Below are 20813 nucleotides of genomic sequence, written 5' to 3'. Positions count from 1 at the left end.
CAAATGCTGCTTTATGGATGTGGCAAGATTACAAGTTAGCTCCTTTTCTTTTCCAATAAGTTCAGCTCTTTTTACAACCTCTTCTTTTTTTTGTCTTCTTTCCTCTCTCTTGGTCTGATAAATACCGGCATAAAAATCTATATTTTCTGAAACAGTTAAATCATCATATAGGGAGAATTTTTGAGACATGTAGCCTATCTTCTCTTTTATTTTTTCTTCGTCTTTTGAAATATCAAAGCCCCCCACAAAACCCCGCCCCGAGCTTGGAAAGAGCAAACCACAAAGCATTCTAATTGTTGTCGTCTTCCCAGACCCGTTTGGCCCCAAAAAACCAAAAATTTCTCCAACCTTTACGGTGAAATTTATATTGTCAACTGCAGTAAAATCTCCAAATTTTTTTACAAGATTATAGACTTCTATAGCATTTGTCATTTTCTCACCTCTTTAAAAGAGGCCTCAATAATATTTATAAAAGCTTCTTCCAGTGTCCTGGCGTTAGCCCTTTTTTTTATTTCGGACGGCACATCGCACAACAAAAGCCTACCTTCCCGTATAAGCCCCACACGATTGCAACGTTCAGCTTCATCCATATAAGGGGTTGAAACTACTATTGTGACATTCTCTAAACCATAAAGTATCCGCCAAAATTCTCTTCTCGATATCGGATCGACACCGGTAGTCGGTTCATCCAAAAAGAGGAGTTTGGGTGTATGTATAAGATTGCAGGCCAATGCGAGTTTTTTTTGCATCCCCCCTGAAAGTTCCCTCCCCTTCCTTTTTACAAATTCTGCAAGACTCATAAATTCCAAAAGCTCCGCTTTTCTTTTTCTTCTGTATTCTCGTTCAACCTTGTAAATGTCGGCAAAAAAATCTATGTTTTCCGACACGGTTAAATCACCATACAAACTGAATCTTTGGGGCATATATCCAATTTTATCGCGAATTTTCTCTTCTTCGGTTCTAACATTTAATCCCAAAACAGAAGCTTCTCCGGAAGTCGGCTCCATCGCGGTAGAAAGCATACGAAGAGTTGTTGTTTTGCCCGCGCCATCCGGTCCAACAAAACCAAAAATCTCCCCACGCTTAATTTGAAGATTAAGACCGGATACCGCATTAAAATCCTTAAATTTCTTTGTGAGATTTACCGCTTCTATTGCAAATTCCATTTAATCTCCAATATAGAAAAATTTCGCGCTAAAAAAATAGAATGTTCAAGATGTTGGGGTAAATTCCGCATCCGCAGGCATTCCCGGCTTTAATTTTTGATCAGGATTTGAAATTTTTATTTTTACGCCAAAAACCTGTTTGGTCCTTTCGTCTTTTGTCTGTATGGATTTTGGTGTAAATTCAGCTGTATCTGAGATATATGTTATTCTACCTGAAAATTTTTCGTCCGGATAGGCGTCCACATAAACAAAAACCTTATTACCAAGTTTTATCTTGCCAATATCTTTTTCAGATAAATAGACTATCAGGTTTACATTTGATAAATCAGCCAACGTAACAATAGGAGTTCCAAAAGAGGCAAGTTCCCCTGTTTCTATGGCTTTTACCAAAACAACTCCCGAGATCGGAGCTTTTATCATAGAATAATCCATCTGTATCTTTGCCGTTTCAAGGGCGGCTTCCATAAGATCAAGATTGGTTTTTGAATTATCGTACGTCTGCTGGCTTATGGCATCTCCTTTTAAAAGTTTTTTGTTCCTTTCAAAATCATAAGTTGCTAAATCGTATTTTGCCCGAGCGCTTTTTAAATTTTCCGCAAGTTCACCTGCTTCTATTTCCGCAAGGACATCTCCTGATAAGACATAAGATCCCTGGTCTACATTTATTTTCAAAACTCTACCTTGAATTTTACTACTCACAACAACCTCAGTTGCTTCAATAGTCCCAGACGCTATGGAAGAAGAAGCAATGTTTTTTGCATAAAAAGACCACGCAAATCCGACAACTATCAAAACAACAAATAAAACAAGTATATTTTTTTTATTTTTATCCATTTTTACTCCCAGGGACTTGCTGCAAAACAGTCTACATCAATAAAAACGAAAAACCAAGGAGGGAAAACGCTACGACAAAAACCTATCAGAACAAAAACCCCCTGAACTAAGACGCAAAACATCTAAGTCAGAGGGTCTTTTAAATCCAATTAGAAACTAGAAGCGGTTAAAATCTCTTTTTTCTCTTCCGCCTCTTCTATCGTTTCTATCACTTCTCTCAGTCTTAGGTTTGGCCAAATTTACAGTAATTTTACGCCCTTCCCATTCGCTATCAGCCAAAGCAGCTATTGCTTTTTCGGCATCTAGGTCTTCCATGTCAACAAAACCAAAGCCTCTTGACTTACCTGAAAAGTTATCGGTCATTACTCTTGCTGATAAGACTGTTCCAAATTCAGCGAATTTAGCTTCCAGATCTTCATTCTTTACAGACCAAGGTAAATTGCCAACAAATATGCTCTTCATATATGTATTTCTCCTTTTGAATATTTATCTGCGATTAACGGAATGAAGAGCCTAAATTTGCGAGGCATCAACACAACTAAGAAGCAGATTCTTAAGTTTTTCACCATTAACTTTCGACCTCAATGAAAATATTATATCACCTTGTTATAATTAAAAACAAGTAGAATTTTTATGTCCCTAAATTCCCTAAAGGAGACTTTAACCCCAATTATTAACCCCGATTAAGATAATCAGGGTTAATATAGAAATCTCGCTTACTATATCAATAAATATATTCTCAATTCTCCCCTTATTTTTTCCCCCTTTAGGGGGTTAGGGGGCAAGACATTTTATTTAATCCCCAATTTTTTCAAAATATCACCCAAGAACCTTTTAAAGGCTTTTGCAGCATCACTTTTCTCTGCAGCGTCAGTTCCAGCCTGCTCAGCTTTGAGTCCATCGGAATTTTTTTGACTTTGTGAATTAGGCACAGTATCCATCAAACCTGGACGCGTATATTTCCTCCCCTCCCTGGCCTTCGATGGCAAAAATTCGCTTGGAATATCAAAAGACTCGTTAAGAATCCCTATGTAATCTAAAAACTCAAACCAATCATTCTTATTAATTTTATCCTCGTGACCCCCTATTTTTGGATATATAAACCTGGGTAATTTCTCTACTTTTGGATATATCATATTGGGGGGCTCTTTGTAGCGATACTTACAACCGTGGTCTTCGAACTCAAAAGGATGTCGATTTTTCGAAGAAGGTTTCTCTAATAACTTATGGGGACTTTTTAAGTTTGGTAATTTCTCTGGCATAGGAGGGATCTCTAATAACTCATAGGGACTTTTTAAACCTGGTAATTTCCCTGGTATAGGAGGTTTCTCTAATAACTCAGGCCTTTGTAAACCTGGTAAGTTCCCTGGTTTAAGTGTTATAGTATTTGAAAATGCTCGACCCCAAATAAACTCTTCTAAAATTCTTTTAGCCCTGTCTATATCAATTTTGCCTCCAGTAAAATTGAAAGGGGGTTCGCTGTTTGATTCTATTATATTGAAAATTGAAGGCGGGGTTTCATTTAAAAAGTTAGAGGAACAAGCTATCATAATTTCAGCTTGAGCCTCTGGAGTAAATGCTTCAATTTCAACTTCAACTTCCCCAAATCTTTGAGCCGACATTAACAAACTTTTTGCATCTCTGGGATTTTTCAAAGCAGATCCAACATAACCATCTGGTCGCTTATCCAAACAAACAAATGGAGGGATATTTTCTAACCGAGTTTTTGTCGCAGTTGCAAGGCTTTTCCCTCGCCCAACCCCGGTAACTTCACCAAAACCGGCACCAATATCCTTTAAAAAAACACTTTTTATATCTCTCATCATAGTAACCATAAATTTTTCCTCCTTGCTAAAAAGACTTATTCAAATGTCACACATAATTATCGTAACATTGAGAACGAAATTTCACCCCGATTAGGAAATCGGGGTTCATTCAATCTTGAAGAAGATTTATATTATCAAAGACTACCGCGGACTGGTTGGCTATCGTCATAAGAAACATCAAATCTTGTTGGGTATAAATGTCTTTAGAAACTTTATATCCTAATGCCACAATACCAATTATCCTTCCACGCAAAACAACAGGGACAATAACAGAGACAGATTCTTTCTCCATAGCATCTTTAACATCTATAAAAAAATCACGACTCTTGCCAAAGCTTTTGCCAAAAGCCCTCTTGGCAAATATCTGCTCTTCTAAATAATCCAAAGAGACAACATCAAGGCTCTCTTCTATTAACCTTATGACCGGCAAACGTTTATCAAATCTCATCTTCTTATAAATTATCTCCTTATCCTCCATGTTTAACGAAAGGGAGAGATACTCCGCCTCCCTGGGAATAAGAAATGAGACATAAACAGCCTGCATAGTCTTTGAAAAAGTCTTAATTACAAAATTGACAAGTTCATTATAAGCCCTATAATCCGCGATTAATCGGCTCACGTGAAGCAGGCTGATCTGATAATCATAATACTCATGGAAAAAAAACCGGTCCGCCAAATTTTGAAGAAAATTCACAAAAGGCTGAAAAAAGGCGGCAAAGACAACTATGGACAAAGATGTCACAACAATAGAATTTCCGCCGATAAACATCCATAAAATTCTTTCCGTCACGAGCAAAACCAAAGCATATAAAATCATAACAAAAGCTCTGATAGTTCCATAAACAAATCCGCGACGGAAAACAATTTCTATGTCCATAAAATGATATTTCAAAATCGCGTAAGATGTAAAAAAAACAAAAAACAGAACAGAAAAAGGGGCGAACATAATTATCCTTACGCCTCTAAACCATGGAACAAGCCAGGTTGTACTACCCAAAAAAAAGAGACTTAAAGCAAGCCCCAAAAAAAGGCATAAAGCCTGAGCCTTTTCTTTTCCCTGCAAAAACAGGTATGACTTTAACAAATTAAATAAACTAAAAAATATATACGCAAAAGATAAAAAAACAAAAACAGGATAACCACTCCCCCATGCAGGGACAGGAATACCCGCTTTTATATCAATATTTTTTAGCATGAAATCATACAGAGTAAGTAAGAATATAATTGCAGGAAAAATAAAAATCAAAGTTCTGGAAAAAACAGCCATAAAATCTTTTTTCGGTTTTGGAAAAACAGAAGTAAAATACAACAAAAAAGAAAACATGAGAGCAGAAACAACAAAAACATATTTATGATAAAAACTTAAAAATAAAACAGGGCGCAACGCGATCATATACATAAAATAAACCCAAAGAGCAAAAGAAAGATTAAAATATGTAAAAGAAAAATTTACTTCATTGCGACGATCTTTAAAATAAATCAAAAGCCCCAATGCCCCCTGAATTAGCATAAGATAAAAAGCCGGAAGAAAAGAGGCTTTGTTATATATAAAAATCATTATAGTGCCGACAAAAGCAAACAAAATAAAAAAGAGTGCTAATCCCCGTGTAAGAAAATCTTCAATTCCAAGAAGACGATATTTTATGATCGCATAAGTTATAAAAAAAGAGGCAACCAATATAAAAACAGGCCCGATTGTAAAAAGATTCACCACATTGACAAGAGGGAAAAAAAGACTTACAAAAATCCCCCCAACCCCGGCAAGCAGAGCGCCAAAAGCGACATAAAAAATCTGAAGTTTCTCCCTTCCCTCGCTAAAAAGATATTTATAAATTAAAATAGTAACCGCGGAAGCAAAATAAGTTATAAGATATACCGAATATACCAAATACAATTCACCAAAAACGGGTCTCCCCAGAAACGGATACTCACCGTTTATAAACTGAATATTTTTAATCATTAAAGGGGTAAAAACAGAAATCATGGCAAAAATAAATCCAGGAGCTAAAATCAAATAACGTTCCGCAAGAGGCAAAGGGTCATGCTTTTTGGGAAATAAAATAGAAAAATACAAAAAATATCCCATTAAGATAGAGGAGCCGATAGGAGTCAACTTTCTAATAATTAAAGCCCAGTTAAAATCCCTTACCAAAAGAAAAGCAAGCAGACTCCCCGCCCAGAAAGTAAGCCCGAAAAGCATGAAGCTAAAAGAGATATTTACTTCATCATTTGAACCTTTTAAATAAGCAAAAAGACCCAAACCCAAAGTAACTACAAACGCAGTTGTAAGAAGCATACATTCCCAATTTATTAAAAAAGTTTGCATATTGACCGCGGCAATATTATACAAGATAAGATATCTTAAAAAAAGGGGTATTGGCGTATGATGAGTTTTTTAAAATAAACCCCGATTATCATAATCGAGGTTTATTTCGAATGTTTGGCAACACTGACACCTTAAGTATTGGCGTATTGCGAGTTTTTCCAAATGTTCCAAATAAATAATTTTATCCCGATTATTATAGTCCGTAATCTGCAGAGCGTAAAACATCAATCTTTCCATCTGAATCTATTTTGCATAACTCATCAACCACACTCTCATCACCTACAACTAGGATATGAGTATCATCTGGATTTAAATATTTTTGAGCCGCATCTTTTATATCTTTTGCCGTAATTTTGTTTAATTTTTCAACGTACGTGGAATAATAATCTTTAGGTAAATTAAAACGGGCAATAGTAAGGGCAAATCTCCCCACGACCTTGGGATCTTCAAGCATAAGAGTAAAATTCCCCGTCATTTGGTTTATAATATTTACTAATTCTTTTGACGGGATATTTTTCAGTTTAATATTTTTCATCTCGGAAAGAATTTGCAGGATCGCATCAGATGTAACGCTATTCCTTACGCTCGCTTCCACAATAAAATTTCCGACAAATCTATCCTCGATTAAATTTGACCCTATAGAATAAGTATAGCCTTTATCCTCCCTTAAATTTTTAAATAACCGGCTTGAAAACCCTCCTCCGCCCAAAATAAAGTTCATCACCCTCGTTTTGATTAAATCCTTATCCCACGGTTTTAAATCAACAGGATAGATAACCGTAATAACAGATTGAACACTTTCTTTTTTTTCAACAAAAGATATTTGAATGCCTAAAGGAGAGTTTGTCTTTTTAGGCATCTCTTCAGAAAGGGTAAAATCTTTCCACCCTCCAAAATATTTTTGAGCCAAAGGGATTGCTTCTTCTTTTGTTATATCCCCTACTATTATAAGATAAGAAGAATGCGGATTGAAATGGTCACTGTAAAAACCGGCACATTTTTCACGTGTAATATTTTTCACGCTCTTTTCGGTTATAATTTCACCGTAAGGATGATCCTTTCCAAAACATAGAGCTCTGCCAACTTTTGAGGAGATCGCTTCCGGATCCTCTTTTTCCGCTTCAAGTTCTGATATCATCTGTTTTTTTAATTTTAAAAGTTCGTCCTGAGGAAAAATCGGGTTCAATAAAACATCCGATGATAACTCAAACAATTTATCAACGTGCTTTGAAAGGGCCGAAGCATAAAAACCTCTGGAATTTGTATTAAATGAAGCTCCAATAAAATCTATCTCTCTATCAATATCATCCTTTGATCTCTTCTCTGTTCCGGCTTTAATCAAACTTCCTGTTATAGCCTGAAGCCCTGCAGCATCTTTTTCAAGGACAGGAAAATAATCGACAAAAAGCTGCATGGAAACTTTTGGAAGCTTGTGATCTTCGACAACAAAAACTCGAAGTCCATTATCAAGGAGAAAAGATTGATACTCTCCTATTTTAGAATTAGGAATGGGCTCTGCATTAGGAGGATCGCTTCTAAAAGATTTCGCAGAAGATCCACAGCCAAAAACAAAGATTATTAAACTACAAATTATTAAAAATCTTTTCATCATCTTCACCCCGATAAATATTTTAAGATTACAAACCACTGTATATTCACCCCGATTATTCATAGACCAACAAAATTTTAGCAGTCTATTAGAAAATTTCTTAGGCATGAACCCCGATTATCCTAATCGTGGTGAATAATCGTGGTTCATATTTTTTCTTCATTAGTCATTAAGTCATTTTTCATTTATATTGAACAGGTTCCCAGTACAACACAACCCTATTTTTCTTCGTAAAATATTTATTCGCGACCCTCTTGATATCTTCTTTTGTAACGTCAAGATATTTGTCAATTTCGGTATTTATCAGATTAGTATTATGAAAAAAGGTATAATAACCGGCCAAGTTCTCCGCAATACCGGCCAAAGAAGATTTCGCATCAACAGAAGTGTTTTCAATCTGGTTCTTGAGTTTTTGCATCTCATAATCGGAAATAACCTCATGCTTCACCTTGTCTAGTTCTTTATCGATAAGGTCTAAAAGCTTAAACAACGCAACATTAAGATTTGCTGTTGCAAAAACAAGCGCGAGGGATGAATGTTCGTAAGGCAATGCAAACATAGAAACATCCAATGCTTTTTGTGTGTCATCAACCAAAGATTTATAAAGCCTGGAACTTGCCCCTCCGCTTAAAACAGAAGTCAATAGTTCAATAGCATAAAAATCTTTTTCTCCCCATGCAGGAATATGATAAGCAAAAACAATCGCAGGCAGTCGGATATTATCATATACAACTCCTTTTGTTTCCGATGTTTGAGCAGTTTCAATATTAACCGGTCTGGGAATATTCTTAAAAGATTTTGGAATGTCAGAAAAATATCTGGAAACCAATTTTTTTGTTTTTCCGATTTCAATATCTCCCGCCACCACCAAAACAGCGTTGTTTGGAACATAAAAAGTTTTATAAAAACCAGCAAAATCGGCAAATGTTGCTTTACCAATATCATTCATCGACCCTATAGTTGTCCACCTGTAAGGATGATTTATATAAGATCTCTTCATAATCTCTTCCATAACAGTCCCGTAAGGCTGATTGTCATACCTAAGCCGCCGCTCTTCTTTGACAACCTCTTTTTGTGTTTTGATCCCCACCTCATCAACTTTGGCATGGAGCATTCTTTCCGATTCAAGCCAAAGGCCAAGAGCCAATTGGTTGGATGGAAACTCTTCGTAATAATAGGTGCGATCGACGGTCGTATTCGCGTTACAAATGCCACCTGCGGAATTAACATATTTGGCATATTCCCCTCTCCCAATATTATCCGACCCCTCAAACATTAAGTGTTCAAAAAAATGAGCAAACCCTGTCTTATGCGGATCTTCATTTTTGGAGCCGACATGGTACATGACAGAAACAACAACGATTGGGACTGAGCGGTTTTGATGAAGTATGACATGAAGACCGTTAGGAAGATCGTATTCTAAAAAGTTGATATCTTTTGCATTGGATGAAGCAGAAAATATAAAAGAGAGAATTAATACTATCAAAAAGATTCGCATTAAAATATATTATAACCTATTTAACAAAAAACAAAGCATCTTCCTAATAAGATATTACATTCAGGGACTGTTGCATAATGGTCATTCCCGTGTGGATCCCCGCTTTCGCGGGGATGACAAATTGCAAAAACTGTCATTACGCAACAGTCTCATTCAACCTATTTATCAACATTTAAAAAAGCAAGACATTTTGCTCTTTTGTAACTGTCATGCTCTCTTCCATAACATTGCAAGATTAATTCTTTTAATATCTTTTTTTGTTCTTCATCCAAACTCATGAACTTAGAAGCCAAACCATTATCAACAGATAGCGCGACATCAATCAATTCTAAAACAGACCCATAACAAAATAACGACAAATTATCCTTTATAGCTCCGCGTATCTCTTCAATCATGATTTTTACGACTAAATCAAAAAGAGAAGCTCTTATGTCTTCTGACAAAAGGCTTATATTTGAACCGTTGAATCCATAATAGTTTTTCATTAAAGCAACTAAAGCGCTTATCTTTTTATGTTTTATTAAATAATTTGCAAGTTTATACGAATACTTGCTGTCTGCTATTCGACAAAGTCCCTCAACAAACGCTTCTCCGTTTAAAGTTGCCACAGTCATTATTTTTTCTACATATTGTTCTTCTGGCTTCAAATACATCTTTAACAATGAATGATAAACAGCAAGCTCCTTGCCTAAATATTGACACAATAAATCAACTGGAAATTCAGCAACTATTTCTTCATTACTAACGTACTCAAATTTTTCAGAGTCAGAAGATTTTTTTTCTTTTTTTAAATTTATCTTCTCTCTTATTGCTTCGCTAAGCCTCAATAATTCTTCGTGAGTAAAATTAGGAAATTTCGTTCTAAGAGAATTATTAATATCTTTAAAATCATATACGCCCGGCTCAAGTTCAAAAGCTTGCATCATTTCAAACCCCAATCTAAATAGAGAAGATTTTCGCGCCTCTTTTCCCCAAAAATTTACTGCAATCGGATAAAACAAATATAAAACCTGATCAAAAGCCTCCGGATAAAGTTTATTATCCTTCCCCATCCCCACAACAATAAATCTTGTTGACGTGTTTCCACTTCGCCGATTTTCTACATTTCTTGATGAAACAATTGCTGAAAACCCACCAAGAAAACCAGTAATTCTCCCTGTTGAACCAATGAACTCTGTTTCATTTCCGATAAATTCGGTTACTAACCCAGCAGCTTCTAATATTTTCATATAAACATCACTATGCAAATCACTCGTCATATCCAGTTCCCCAACTTTTGAATAGGCATCCTTCCTTGACTCGCGCCCTCCCGCCTCACCAAAACAACGAATTATATCAGGCCGTTCATGATGTGCTATTTGGCCAAATTTTCTGGAATAATCTATAGTTATGATATACCCTCTATCCAAACCCTTTGCCAGATTTTGAGCCCATCTCATCATATTTGTATTAACAACTTCTATTCTATTGTGTGACACAGAATCGGCCCTTTTCATATATTCATAAATATCAGAATCAGATATAGGCCCTAGAATCTCTTCTAAGACTCCGTCGTTTTCCGTTAAATATAATTCGCGAGGACTCGAATGGCACAACACCAGATGTACAGGAAAAACATCGGGCAATTCATTTGAAATGATAATGCCATTTAAATTACTGAAAGGGAAATTAATAGCCGATTGATTAATATGAAAAAGGTTGTGCTCCGCGCAGTTTATTTTTTGTATATTACGTAAAACTGGGCTTAGTTCAACTATGTTATATCTAACTTGTTTATAAAGTTCCGGACAATATTTTTTAAGATAATCTAAAATGCCTTTGGCCATTCTTCCGTTGCCGGCGCCCATTTCCACAACTGGAAGATCAGATGGATTTCCCATACAATCCCACATTTCAACAAATTTCTCAGCTATGCCATAACTATAAAACGGATAAAAAGTTTCAGGATGAGTCGTAAAATGACTCTGATGACCATCGGAATTTCCGTATATTTTAACATTACCACCCGAATAATAACCAAGCTTTGGATGATAAAGACTTATTTGCATAAATCTTTCAAAAGTGATCGCGTGTAATCTGCTTCTTCGAATCTCCGAAATTACATATCTATGCAAAGGGGTAAGTTTATCAAGAGGATTATCGCAAACTCTCTTTCTGACATTGTAGACGGAAGAAAAGCGACTGAACTTATTACCTACAACTGGCATGTTCATTTTTTATTATCGAAAAAAAAATACCTTAATTTCAAAAAAATAAGGACTTTAATGCCAGGATTAACCCCGATTATTCACCCCGATTAGGATAATCGGGGTTAAAACATCCCAACTAAAATATCCATCGCCTCTTTTTGAGAGAGACGCTTCATTTGGGTGCGTCGAACCATAAGCTCTTTCATGAAATTATGAAAAACCTGGGGGTCTTTTATCACAAAATTATTAAAATCTTTTAACATGGCTTTTCGCAATTCTGAAAGCTCATCCCAATTATCTTTTAAAACTTTATAATGATGGGCATATTTTTGAACCATTACCACATACTGGTAAGTGTCAAATTGCAATCCTAAAACTTTCTCCATGTTGATTTTAAACTTGCCTCCTCGGCGATAAGCCGCGCCACTGTTTATTAAAGCATCAACATCGCTCTCTGATAAACGTTGATTTTTCAACACTTTATTCGCAGCAATAACATCTTTATGTAAAGAAGCAGCTTCGCCTGAAGACAACTCCATGCCATGATAAAGCTTATAGCTTGATCTTTCTTTAACTTGAATTAAATCTTCTCTGTTAGGATTTTGCACAAACTCGTAACAAGCTCTATATAAATCAAAATTGGAACTGTATTTAACACATCTTTCAACCTCATCAAGCGGCGCGGACAAAATTTTTATAAGGTCATCTATAATTCCGCGTTCCTCCATCATAAGATCACCTGAAGAATGTATAAGTTCAGGAAACATTGTTTTATTATCCTTTGAAATCTGCAGCGCGAACCGACCGAAGGGATGGCTCCCCCATCGCATACTTATAACCTCTCCGCTTATATTTTTTATAGTATCATAATATGTATATTCCCTGTCTTTTTCGGGCTTTTCAATATCAGCTTTTATCTCATCGGAGACTGGAACAAAAATCCCTTTATCATTTTGAAAAACAAATTTATTGCCATCTTTTTTTATAATATCCCCCGCCCCTATAACTGTAATAGGATAATAAATATTAGAAATATAATGTTCCGTCTTTTTGAAAATATAATAAGTGCCGGGTGTTGTAGGATAAGCCAAATGATCTTCAAAAATAGGTTTTCCCTTATCATCTCGGCCATGAACAAGATACATTTTAGCCTGCGGGCCTCCCCTGACATTAAGCTTGGCAAACGGCTTTTCTTTTAAATATATCACCCAAAATCCGGAGGTCGGATAAACTTCAACTTGAACTTCTTCCGTCACGGAGAGTCTTTCCCTTAAAGGGGGAATATCTTCTATAAAATTTATAAGATCCGCAAGATATGGAACATTTTCAAATTGCTTTTCATCAACTTTTTTTGAATAATCGTAAATCGTCACCCGGGCGCCTATCGGCAAAAACTTGTATAAAAAGAAACTGTTTCTTGGAGAGACGTGCATACATCCGTGGCTTTTATACAGATCTCCCAGAATATCATTTAATAAAACTCCAAAATTGTAATTGTTTAAAGCATCAACCGAATAAAGATTAAGACCTGCTGAGTCATTTTTTACTGTTTCACGAACAAGCTTTAACATCTCTTCTTTTTCTCTTTCATCAAAGACGGAATTTTCTTCCGAGGGTTTAAAAAAAGATGAAAAAGTAAGATCCTGCAAATTCTTTGCCTGTTTTGGGGTAGTAACAACAGAAAACTCCAAACGTTTATTTATCCATTCTTCCAAAAGATTTTGCCTGTTCGAAAGAGAGAGAATTCCCATTTTTTTAAAGTCTTCTCTCGCGGATATTTTAAGGTTTTTCCAAAAATCCCAATCCTTTTTAATTTTTTCGTACCATGCGGCCTCTTTATCAACAACCATACTGTTAACTTTTAAAAAGTGGACAAGCCCCAGCTCTTTTTCCCGAGTTACTTTATCTCTTGGCAATCTGTTTTCTTTATATTCACTAAATGCCTTTAATACTCTACTATCCATATTCTTATAATCTTCCGGTTTAAGCTCAAACCCGTTATATAAACGATAATAGCTGTAAACCCTAGGCGGAATTTCTTTTGATGTAACTTTCCCTTTTGATTTTATAAAGTCAGATAGCCCTTTATACATCATAAAATTTTTACTTTTTAAGACTGCGGCATCAAAATCATCATCTTGTAATGTAAGAAGATAAACTAAATCTTTTACAAGGATTATCTGTTCATAAAGAAGTTCCCCTGCCGCGTATCCCATTTCGGGATAGTGGTTTTTGCCATCAACTGTCCACAAAAGAACATATTTTCCAAAATCATGCCCCGCATAACGTGCCGCTGTTACCTTGCCATCCTTATTAAGGATTACATCATAATAATTATATTGTCGATTGTTGGCAGAACGGTTTAAATCATCAATTACATTTTGAGGCAGTTTATACCATTTATTATTTTCCTTAAACGACCAAACTCCATTCTTTTTTAAAATCCACGCGCCAAAAGGGACAATAGTATTTTGATAATAGGCGCTGCTTATATAATGATCAGTTGAACGAAGAATTGTATATATCCCGGGATCGGTAGGAGTAGTAAGCATTAAATCCCACTCAATTAAACCTTCTTTTACAACATCAAAGGCGATTAACATCTCATCTTCAGGCCCCGCTAAGGTATCTATCTTGGCATAAGGAATCCCGTTTACTTTTATAACTAATTTGCTTAAAGAAGGATAGACAACAACTTCAGTTGTAGAACTATTAAAAAGTTGTTTGTGTTTTTTTATATCATCAGAATCTTTTGTAATATCAACCAGGTAGGGTATGCTTTCAAGGTAATCAGGATATTCCTCTTTCTTTATCTTATAATCCTTAATCTTCAATTCTATTCCGTTAGGAATAGTCTGCGTTAATAAGTATATATCAGCCGGAGTAAAATGAAGGCAACCATGACTATCATAAACATAACCCAAATAATCATTAAACTTTTGGGCAAAGTTTGTCTGATTAATCAAACTTATGCTTTCATAAGTTTGGGAATAAGAAGCAATGGCAAAAAACAAGATAAATAAAAAAGAGATAAAAATTCTTCGCATAAATAAAGTTCCTTGTCTTTATTTTACAACAAAACAAAACAAAATTCTTGTTTTTTTGAAATGAAATTTCAACATGGGACTGTTGCAAAATGATAGTTTTTGCAATTTGTCATCCCCGCGAAAGCGGGGATCCACACGGGAATGACCATTTCGCAACAGTCCCCTATTGACAATAAACCTTCTATCCATCAAAATATCTACTGAGGTGACTCATATGAAGAAAATCTCTTTTATATTAATACTGTTATTGGCTTCCGGGTTCGTTTTCACAAATAAAGCTATTGCTGAAAGCAAAGTTGTTAAAAAAACCATAAAAAAGGTAATTCAACCCGAAATTGCCCCCGTAGAAGCCCCCGAAACAGAATCTACGGAAGAAGCATTGCCTGAATTATCACCACCTCCACCACCACCACAACCAGAAAAAATGACAGAATTGCCAAAAGAACCAAAAGGCGTTTTTGGATGGGGAACAAATGCGGATATAACAGCCTCTTATTTATACAATCTTTCAGGTCAACAAGGACTCTTTGGAACTGTCGGATTAAGAGGAGATATAATATTTAGTGATCCGTTAAAAATGGGAGAGAAATTCGGTCTTTCAGAAGATGCAGTTGAATACAAAGTCGGTCTGGGATACATAATGGGAAGCGGTACAAATGATGCCCCTATAAATGCAATCCCTCTATTTGCAGACGCTATAGTATATTTAAAAGAAGGATCATTAAACGGAGCTGATCCATTCGTTGGAGCCGGCTTAAATATCAACTTAATAGGAAGAGACGGTAAAACCGGAGGGTTGGGCGGAAAACTGTACGGAGGGATACTGGCAGATTTAGGACTTCAGGCAAAAACCGAGTTTTCAGTTGGCTATGAATCAATCTCTATAGGAAATGGCCCATCAACAAGCGGCATAGTATTTTTTGCAACACAACCTTTAAAACTATAGACCCATGACAAGCCCCTTAGGACTATAGACAAGCTTAGGATAACTTCAATAATTAATGCACAAAAAAATGTGCATTGACAATTTTCCACTTAGATGTATAATAATATCAACTTTATTTTTTGCTTTTACATCAATAATAATTTAGGGCAAAAGAGTACTTAAAGTACCAGCCTCAAATGAAAAGCACAGAATTTATTACAAGAGAACCTTAAGAGTTCCAAAAATTGTATTGAATTCTGTGCTTATTTTTTTGTGGATTCATTGAACCCCGATTTTCTAATCGGGGTGAATGTATAATCTGGCCAGAAGAATTTAATAAGCTTGTTATTCGCGCTGATTTTTTTTAAGCCTCCAAATAAACCTGAATGTGATCCGCCTGTCACAACAGCTTCAAATGCTTCTTTAGGAGAATATCCCTTTTCTTCAACTAAATATTTTGCAATTACGGCTCCTGTTCTGTCTGCCCCCCAGGTACAATGAATATAAACAGGTTCTCTCATCGCTTCCTTTAAGTCTTCCCACTCTTCCGCATTTGGGACTCTATCTGAGCTTAAAGGCAGATGAAACCGTTCCAAGCCAACTTCTCTATATAATCTTTTATATCGCAACTGAATCCTAGAGGTATTGTCCAAATCAATAATAGTTTTTACCCCTTTTGCTTTTAAATAATTAAGAATAGACAAAATCTGTTTATCACTATTACCAAAAGAAGTTTTTGGATTAAAAGGATGTCCCCCTGCATGAATATGACCGTCTATAATTCTATAGTTATAAGGAAAGGGTCCCTCCCCCCGCACTAGGTTACTGTCAAATTTTTCAACCTCTGAAGTTACGGCAAAAGCTTGCGCAACCAACAAAAAAACAGATAAAAAAACTTTAGCTGCTATATTTAAAAACATAGAAACATTTTATCAATATGAATATAAATTTTCCACTACATTAACCCCCTCTATGAAGATTTTGGCAGCAATTACAAATTAATTTCAACATTGCCCGAAAAATCTGAAGTCTTATAATATGGAAAAGAATTAATTTCCGTTTCTATTCGAAGCGCAAAATGCAAAAAACCGGAAAAATCATATATGCCGCGCAAATTCACTTTACTGTTTTCCATATTTGCCCCGGAATAAGATTTAGCATATAAATATTCACCATCCAACCTTAATTTCCCGGGCAGAGAATAAACAAACCCTAAACCAGGCTCAAAAGTATATGTATTTTCATCGTTATCCGACAAATAATTTACAATTCTAGAATAAGAAGACGAAATATTAAAACTTAATTCATTATTAACATAAAAAATGCCTTTAAGACCTATCGACTGAGTTAAAAGATTTTGAGTGTTATCAAAAGCTTCTTTGGAGCCTGACGTCGAAGTCTTAACAGAATAGCTGCTGTCAATCGCTATTTTATTTGTAAGAGAACTTTTAACTACAGCCATAAATTCATTATTTATAAAATTATCCCTGCTATAATCAAATGTCCCTTCCGAAGAGATAAGGGTATAAGTTGTTCTCCCATCATCAATATAATTAAATTCACAGGATAAGAACTGAAGAGGAGCTGTTTTAACAGAATAAATCTTAGTGCCCCCGTTTTCCATGTTTTGTTTTCGTAAATAAAAGGGAAAATCATTTTTATCTATGGTAAAACGATCAAAATTTTGCAGAGAATAGGAAAAGACAGTCGAACTAAACATTGCCAGGTTAGCCTCAAATTGTTTTATTGTATTACTATAAGTCAAACCAAGGGTTCTGTTTAACAAGGTTATATTAGGTTTATAGTAATAACGGACCCGCATATTATCAATCGGTGAAACTTCAAAACGAATAGAAGCTTCCTCTTTTCTAATCCCCTCTTTTGTCGCTCCAAAAGTCTCCTTTAAGGAACTAACTGTACATTTACCGTCAGTTTTTAAATAATTTAAAAGATTTGCTTTATACGAAAGATCCGCAACCTGAAACACTCCATCTTTGGTATCATCAATATGATCCAAAGAACCTGTAATTACATATTCAGGAGCGGGGAAAGCAGACAAATTCAATATATATTCTTTTGTATATGAATTATCCCCCGAGGAGACAAAAGTATCCTTGAGTTCGATATTCCCAGAAGCTGAAAATTTGTCCTGCGGAATCAAAGAAAAAGATGTGCCAACTGTATTATAAACAGTTGTTTCAAGAGACGGAGTAGTAACAAATCTCTCCTCTCTTCCTCCGTTAACAGATAAATTGACTATCTGAAATAAATGTTTTATCTCAACAGAATTTCTTTTAGTCAACCTGTCTATTCTATCAGATGTAACAGGATCATTACTCTCCCATATCTCTTTAATAGAATAAAGAAAAGACGGAAAAGCAGGATAAGCTAAGTTCATTCTGCCGTCTTTATTGATCGTCTTGTATCGCACAGAATTTTCAAGATAATAAGAATCATATAAAGACCCCTCTAAAAACAAATTAGGATTAACCCTAAATCCAAGCAATGTGTTATATTCAGATAAATCCTGCTTAGGATCCGCCTGGCCAATAGGTTCAAATCCCAACCCTATTTTTTTTAATTTTCCAGAAAAATTGAAGGGCCCAAAACTGGAAATAACATCAAGTTTCGCGGCACGGCCATCTTCTTTTAAAGAAGGATCAGAAAGCAATTTATTTTTTTTGACAGAATAAGCAACCTCACTCTGAAGATTAATCAAATCCTGATAGCCGAAAGCGCCATTTAAGCCAAAAATCAAATGACTCTGAGGCTCAATAGAAGTACTCTGGGAAATGGTTGCCGCATTATCCAAACTATCCGAATCATTTATGTATGAAGCGCCAATTTTTAAACTGGGTATTGGATTAACTTTGGTGTAAAGAGCATATGTTAAATGACTATAAATTGTCTCTCTTAAATCATAATATATTTTTAAAACAGATTGTTTTGGTATCACCCTATTTTTAAATGTTATCGTTCCTGCCAGATAATCTATCTCATAGTCGTTACCACGTCTTTGCAACAAAGCATCAACATAAACACGTTCCGAATCAATTACAACAGGTGAAGAGTTTAGCAAATAAGGACCTTGAGTCCCGTCGCCATAAACCTTTTCAATCCTTGAAATTCCCTTGGGGGTGGCAAAGAACATCTTAAGATTCCACTTACCATAATCGCCCGTAACCCTAAAACCTGATAAAACTTTATCAAGTCGAGAAAATTCAAGGTCATTTATAAAAGGCTTATAATCTCCAAAGTAAACTTCTGTGGAACCAGTCTTCAATAAAACACTAACAATTTCTTCTTTTGAAGAAACCTGATCGACCCCCAAAATTGAAGAAGAAAACAAACTTGCGTCAATTTCAGCCTCTTTTATTTTTCCGGAGATATTCAAACGAAGCGACTCTTCTCTGTTAACACCGGGCAAAAATCCCTCTTTTGATCCTTCCACGCTTTTTGAAGAGAAAGCAAAAACACGATTTCCTTTTATAATTAAAGTATTTGGCTCTTTTGTCGGATATGATGACAAAAAAACCTCCCCTTCTGAAGAAAAACTATTTTCCTCAAACCCCTCGCTAAGATTTTGTCTATTTTTTATCTCTTTTTCACCTTCAAACCCCTTAACGATTTCTTCTTTTTGTTTTTCTCCATCATTATTAAAAACATCCAAAATATCAACCACTGTCAAATCGTCACTCCCTTTATTTTCAGACTGTAAAACATCTGAAATCTTAGGGTGAGGCTTAAAAACCTTATACCACATTTTTCCAACAAAAATGGATCTTCTTATTTCAAAAGAATCTCCCCCGCCCAAAAAAGCAATAAATTTCTTATAAATCGAATCCGACAAAATTTTTTCCCTATGTTTAATATAAACAAATAAGGGCCGAAATCCATATGGAGGAGAATCTTCAGGAATAAATACTCCTACCCATTTATTCCCATCCTTTTTCATTCTAATCCGCTTTCCATGAGTTAAATAAATCCAAATATCATACGCATCTAAATCTGTCATCACCCTGACAGAAGTTTCTTTATCTGTAAGAAGAGGATAAACAGGCTGAAAATTCAAAGAAAAATGATCCACCTTATATTCTGAGGTCTCCCCGAATAAAAAAGAGAAGGAAAAAAGAATAAAAAGACTTGTCAATAAGACCGTTTTAAAAAATCTTATCCCTACCAAATCATGTTTAGTTGTTGGAAACCGGTTATTGGTCATTTTAAATACAATGTGGCTTTATTAAATCAATTAGTTATCCGAGGAAATAATTTTCAATTTCACTATTCTTTGGTTATTTGTATCCGCAACATAAATTTCCCCTTGAGGGGAAACAGTTATGCCTGCGGGGCCATTAAATTCTCCCTGTTTATACCCATATCTTCCATAAGATAAAACAAATTGTCCCATCTTATTAAACAGTTGTATACGATTATTCCCTGTATCCGCAACATAAACATAGTTATCGTCGATAAAAACTCCTTGCGGAGCATTGAATTTACCGTTTTCTTTTCCAAAACTACCAAAAGAGAAGACCGGCCTGCCATATTGATCAATTTTTTGAACCCTATTATTGCCGGCATCCAAAACATAAATTGATTCATCCTGATCCACAGCCACATCAGATGGTGAATCCAAAAAGCCGTCGCCTCGACCAAAGCCGCCTATAACTTCAATAAAATTTCCGGAATTGTCAAACTTCTGGATTCTATCATTATCGGAATCGGCAACATAAAGATTTCCAGCTTTACTCAAAGCTAATCCCAAAGGATAGATAAAGTCGCCGCTTTGTTTTCCGTATTCTCCAAATGAAGAGACCAAATTACCTTTTATATCAAATTTTTGTATTCTATTGTTTTCATTATCAGAAACATAAATGTAATAATTAAAATCGACAACAACGCCTGCCGGCGCATTAAATTCACCGGCAGATGAACCAAATTTTCCAAACTGATAAACAAATAATCCGTTATTATCAATCCGCTGTATTCTATTGTTGCCGGTATCAGCAACAAAAATCTCACCCAATTTTGTCTCAATATTGCCAAATGAAGAGACACAAACATCTTTTGGAAAATAAAAATGCCCATCAGCAGATCCGGGGAACCCATACTGATCAACATAAACAACTTCTACGTTTTCAGGTGAAATAATTGCATTTTCAGCTTGAGGAAGAATATCAAAAGCAAATACCGCCGCCGTCATAAAAAAATAAAATATTAAAATTACAAAAAAAACTCTCACAGAATTATTTTACACCAAAAAAATGCTATCTACAAATTCAAAAGCCCGCAACCGGGATTGAACATTTGACCTTCCCGACGTTCTTACGAAGTCGGGATGCTCTTTCCAACTGGGGTTATCCCGATAATCTTATCTATTGCCTTGCGACTAT

The 20813-nt window shown here is 35.5% G+C and carries 14 protein-coding genes and 1 pseudogene; 2 read left to right on the top strand and 13 right to left on the bottom strand.

What is annotated here, in order from left to right; genetic code table 11:
• The 9 genes and pseudogenes from A2290_00485 to A2290_00445 all read right to left on the bottom strand — a co-directional run bounded on the left by A2290_00485 (window position 1) and on the right by A2290_00445 (window position 11307).
• Window positions 1–432, bottom strand: a pseudogene (locus tag A2290_00485) (hypothetical protein).
• Entirely contained in the window at window positions 429–1166 is a 738-nt protein-coding gene (locus A2290_00480; GenBank protein OGC13036.1) for a hypothetical protein, read from the bottom strand. Before A2290_00480 ends, A2290_00485 begins: the two are co-directional and overlap by 4 nt.
• 45 nt (window positions 1167–1211) lie before the next feature.
• Window positions 1212–2000 (bottom strand): hypothetical protein, encoded by a 789-nt coding sequence (locus tag A2290_00475; GenBank protein ID OGC13035.1) that lies wholly within the window; start codon window positions 1998–2000, stop codon window positions 1212–1214.
• Between the two features lie 156 nt (window positions 2001–2156).
• Complete coding sequence (locus A2290_00470; protein ID OGC13034.1) at window positions 2157–2462, bottom strand: hypothetical protein; 306 nt, start codon at window positions 2460–2462, stop codon at window positions 2157–2159.
• Window positions 2463–2791: 329 nt separating this feature from the next.
• Complete coding sequence (locus A2290_00465) at window positions 2792–3835, bottom strand: hypothetical protein (GenBank protein ID OGC13033.1); 1044 nt, start codon at window positions 3833–3835, stop codon at window positions 2792–2794.
• Between the two features lie 100 nt (window positions 3836–3935).
• On the bottom strand, window positions 3936–6152 hold the full coding sequence (locus A2290_00460) for a hypothetical protein (GenBank protein OGC13032.1): 2217 nt from the start codon (window positions 6150–6152) through the stop codon (window positions 3936–3938).
• Window positions 6153–6345: 193 nt separating this feature from the next.
• Window positions 6346–7761 carry a hypothetical protein gene (locus A2290_00455; protein OGC13031.1) on the bottom strand — a complete coding sequence of 472 codons (1416 nt, stop codon included), beginning with the start codon at window positions 7759–7761 and terminating at the stop codon, window positions 6346–6348.
• Window positions 7762–7942: 181 nt separating this feature from the next.
• Window positions 7943–9259: a peptidase M16 gene (locus A2290_00450; protein ID OGC13030.1), complete on the bottom strand. Its 1317-nt coding sequence runs from the start codon at window positions 9257–9259 to the stop codon at window positions 7943–7945.
• 158 nt (window positions 9260–9417) lie between these two features.
• On the bottom strand, window positions 9418–11307 hold the full coding sequence (locus tag A2290_00445) for a hypothetical protein (GenBank protein OGC13029.1): 1890 nt from the start codon (window positions 11305–11307) through the stop codon (window positions 9418–9420).
• 60 nt (window positions 11308–11367) lie between these two features.
• On the opposite strand from A2290_00445, the gene A2290_00440 reads away from it, so the two are divergent.
• Complete coding sequence (locus A2290_00440) at window positions 11368–11559, top strand: hypothetical protein (GenBank protein OGC13028.1); 192 nt, start codon at window positions 11368–11370, stop codon at window positions 11557–11559.
• 11 nt (window positions 11560–11570) lie between these two features.
• Here the strand turns inward: A2290_00440 and A2290_00435 are convergent, their stop codons facing one another.
• Window positions 11571–14495, bottom strand: a complete 2925-nt coding sequence (locus A2290_00435; GenBank protein OGC13027.1) for a hypothetical protein — start codon at window positions 14493–14495, stop codon at window positions 11571–11573.
• Between the two features lie 214 nt (window positions 14496–14709).
• Here A2290_00435 and A2290_00430 point away from each other — a divergent pair, with 214 nt between their 5' ends.
• Window positions 14710–15441: a hypothetical protein gene (locus A2290_00430; protein ID OGC13026.1), complete on the top strand. Its 732-nt coding sequence runs from the start codon at window positions 14710–14712 to the stop codon at window positions 15439–15441.
• Between the two features lie 242 nt (window positions 15442–15683).
• Here A2290_00430 and A2290_00425 read toward each other — a convergent pair whose 3' ends face one another.
• From A2290_00425 to A2290_00415, 3 genes are all read right to left on the bottom strand, one after another.
• Window positions 15684–16340: a hypothetical protein gene (locus A2290_00425; protein ID OGC13025.1), complete on the bottom strand. Its 657-nt coding sequence runs from the start codon at window positions 16338–16340 to the stop codon at window positions 15684–15686.
• A gap of 71 nt (window positions 16341–16411) precedes the next feature.
• Complete coding sequence (locus tag A2290_00420; protein ID OGC13024.1) at window positions 16412–19639, bottom strand: hypothetical protein; 3228 nt, start codon at window positions 19637–19639, stop codon at window positions 16412–16414.
• Window positions 19640–19669: 30 nt separating this feature from the next.
• The gene (locus A2290_00415; protein ID OGC13023.1) at window positions 19670–20662 is read right to left on the bottom strand and encodes a hypothetical protein; all 993 of its coding nucleotides are present in this window, start codon (window positions 20660–20662) and stop codon (window positions 19670–19672) included.
• Between the last annotated feature and the right edge of the window lie 151 nt (window positions 20663–20813).

The organism is candidate division WOR-1 bacterium RIFOXYB2_FULL_36_35, assembly GCA_001771505.1.
Lineage (GTDB): Bacteria > Margulisbacteria > WOR-1 > XYC2-FULL-46-14 > XYC2-FULL-37-10 > XYB2-FULL-36-35.
This window is presented reverse-complemented; position numbering and strand designations above follow the sequence as displayed.

What these genes read in the sequence shown, in the direction of transcription:
- A2290_00480 (OGC13036.1), bottom strand. Translation starts at nt 1,166, where the DNA reads ATGGAATTTGCAATAGAAGCGGTAAATCTCACAAAGAAATTTAAGGAT.
- A2290_00475 (OGC13035.1), bottom strand. Translation starts at nt 2,000, where the DNA reads ATGGATAAAAATAAAAAAAATATACTTGTTTTATTTGTTGTTTTGATA.
- A2290_00470 (OGC13034.1), bottom strand. Translation starts at nt 2,462, where the DNA reads ATGAAGAGCATATTTGTTGGCAATTTACCTTGGTCTGTAAAGAATGAA.
- A2290_00465 (OGC13033.1), bottom strand. Translation starts at nt 3,835, where the DNA reads ATGGTTACTATGATGAGAGATATAAAAAGTGTTTTTTTAAAGGATATT.
- A2290_00460 (OGC13032.1), bottom strand. Translation starts at nt 6,152, where the DNA reads ATGCAAACTTTTTTAATAAATTGGGAATGTATGCTTCTTACAACTGCG.
- A2290_00455 (OGC13031.1), bottom strand. Translation starts at nt 7,761, where the DNA reads ATGAAAAGATTTTTAATAATTTGTAGTTTAATAATCTTTGTTTTTGGC.
- A2290_00450 (OGC13030.1), bottom strand. Translation starts at nt 9,259, where the DNA reads ATGCGAATCTTTTTGATAGTATTAATTCTCTCTTTTATATTTTCTGCT.
- A2290_00445 (OGC13029.1), bottom strand. Translation starts at nt 11,307, where the DNA reads ATGCAAATAAGTCTTTATCATCCAAAGCTTGGTTATTATTCGGGTGGT.
- A2290_00440 (OGC13028.1), top strand. Translation starts at nt 11,368, where the DNA reads ATGCAAAGGGGTAAGTTTATCAAGAGGATTATCGCAAACTCTCTTTCT.
- A2290_00435 (OGC13027.1), bottom strand. Translation starts at nt 14,495, where the DNA reads ATGCGAAGAATTTTTATCTCTTTTTTATTTATCTTGTTTTTTGCCATT.
- A2290_00430 (OGC13026.1), top strand. Translation starts at nt 14,710, where the DNA reads ATGAAGAAAATCTCTTTTATATTAATACTGTTATTGGCTTCCGGGTTC.
- A2290_00425 (OGC13025.1), bottom strand. Translation starts at nt 16,340, where the DNA reads ATGTTTTTAAATATAGCAGCTAAAGTTTTTTTATCTGTTTTTTTGTTG.
- A2290_00420 (OGC13024.1), bottom strand. Translation starts at nt 19,639, where the DNA reads ATGACCAATAACCGGTTTCCAACAACTAAACATGATTTGGTAGGGATA.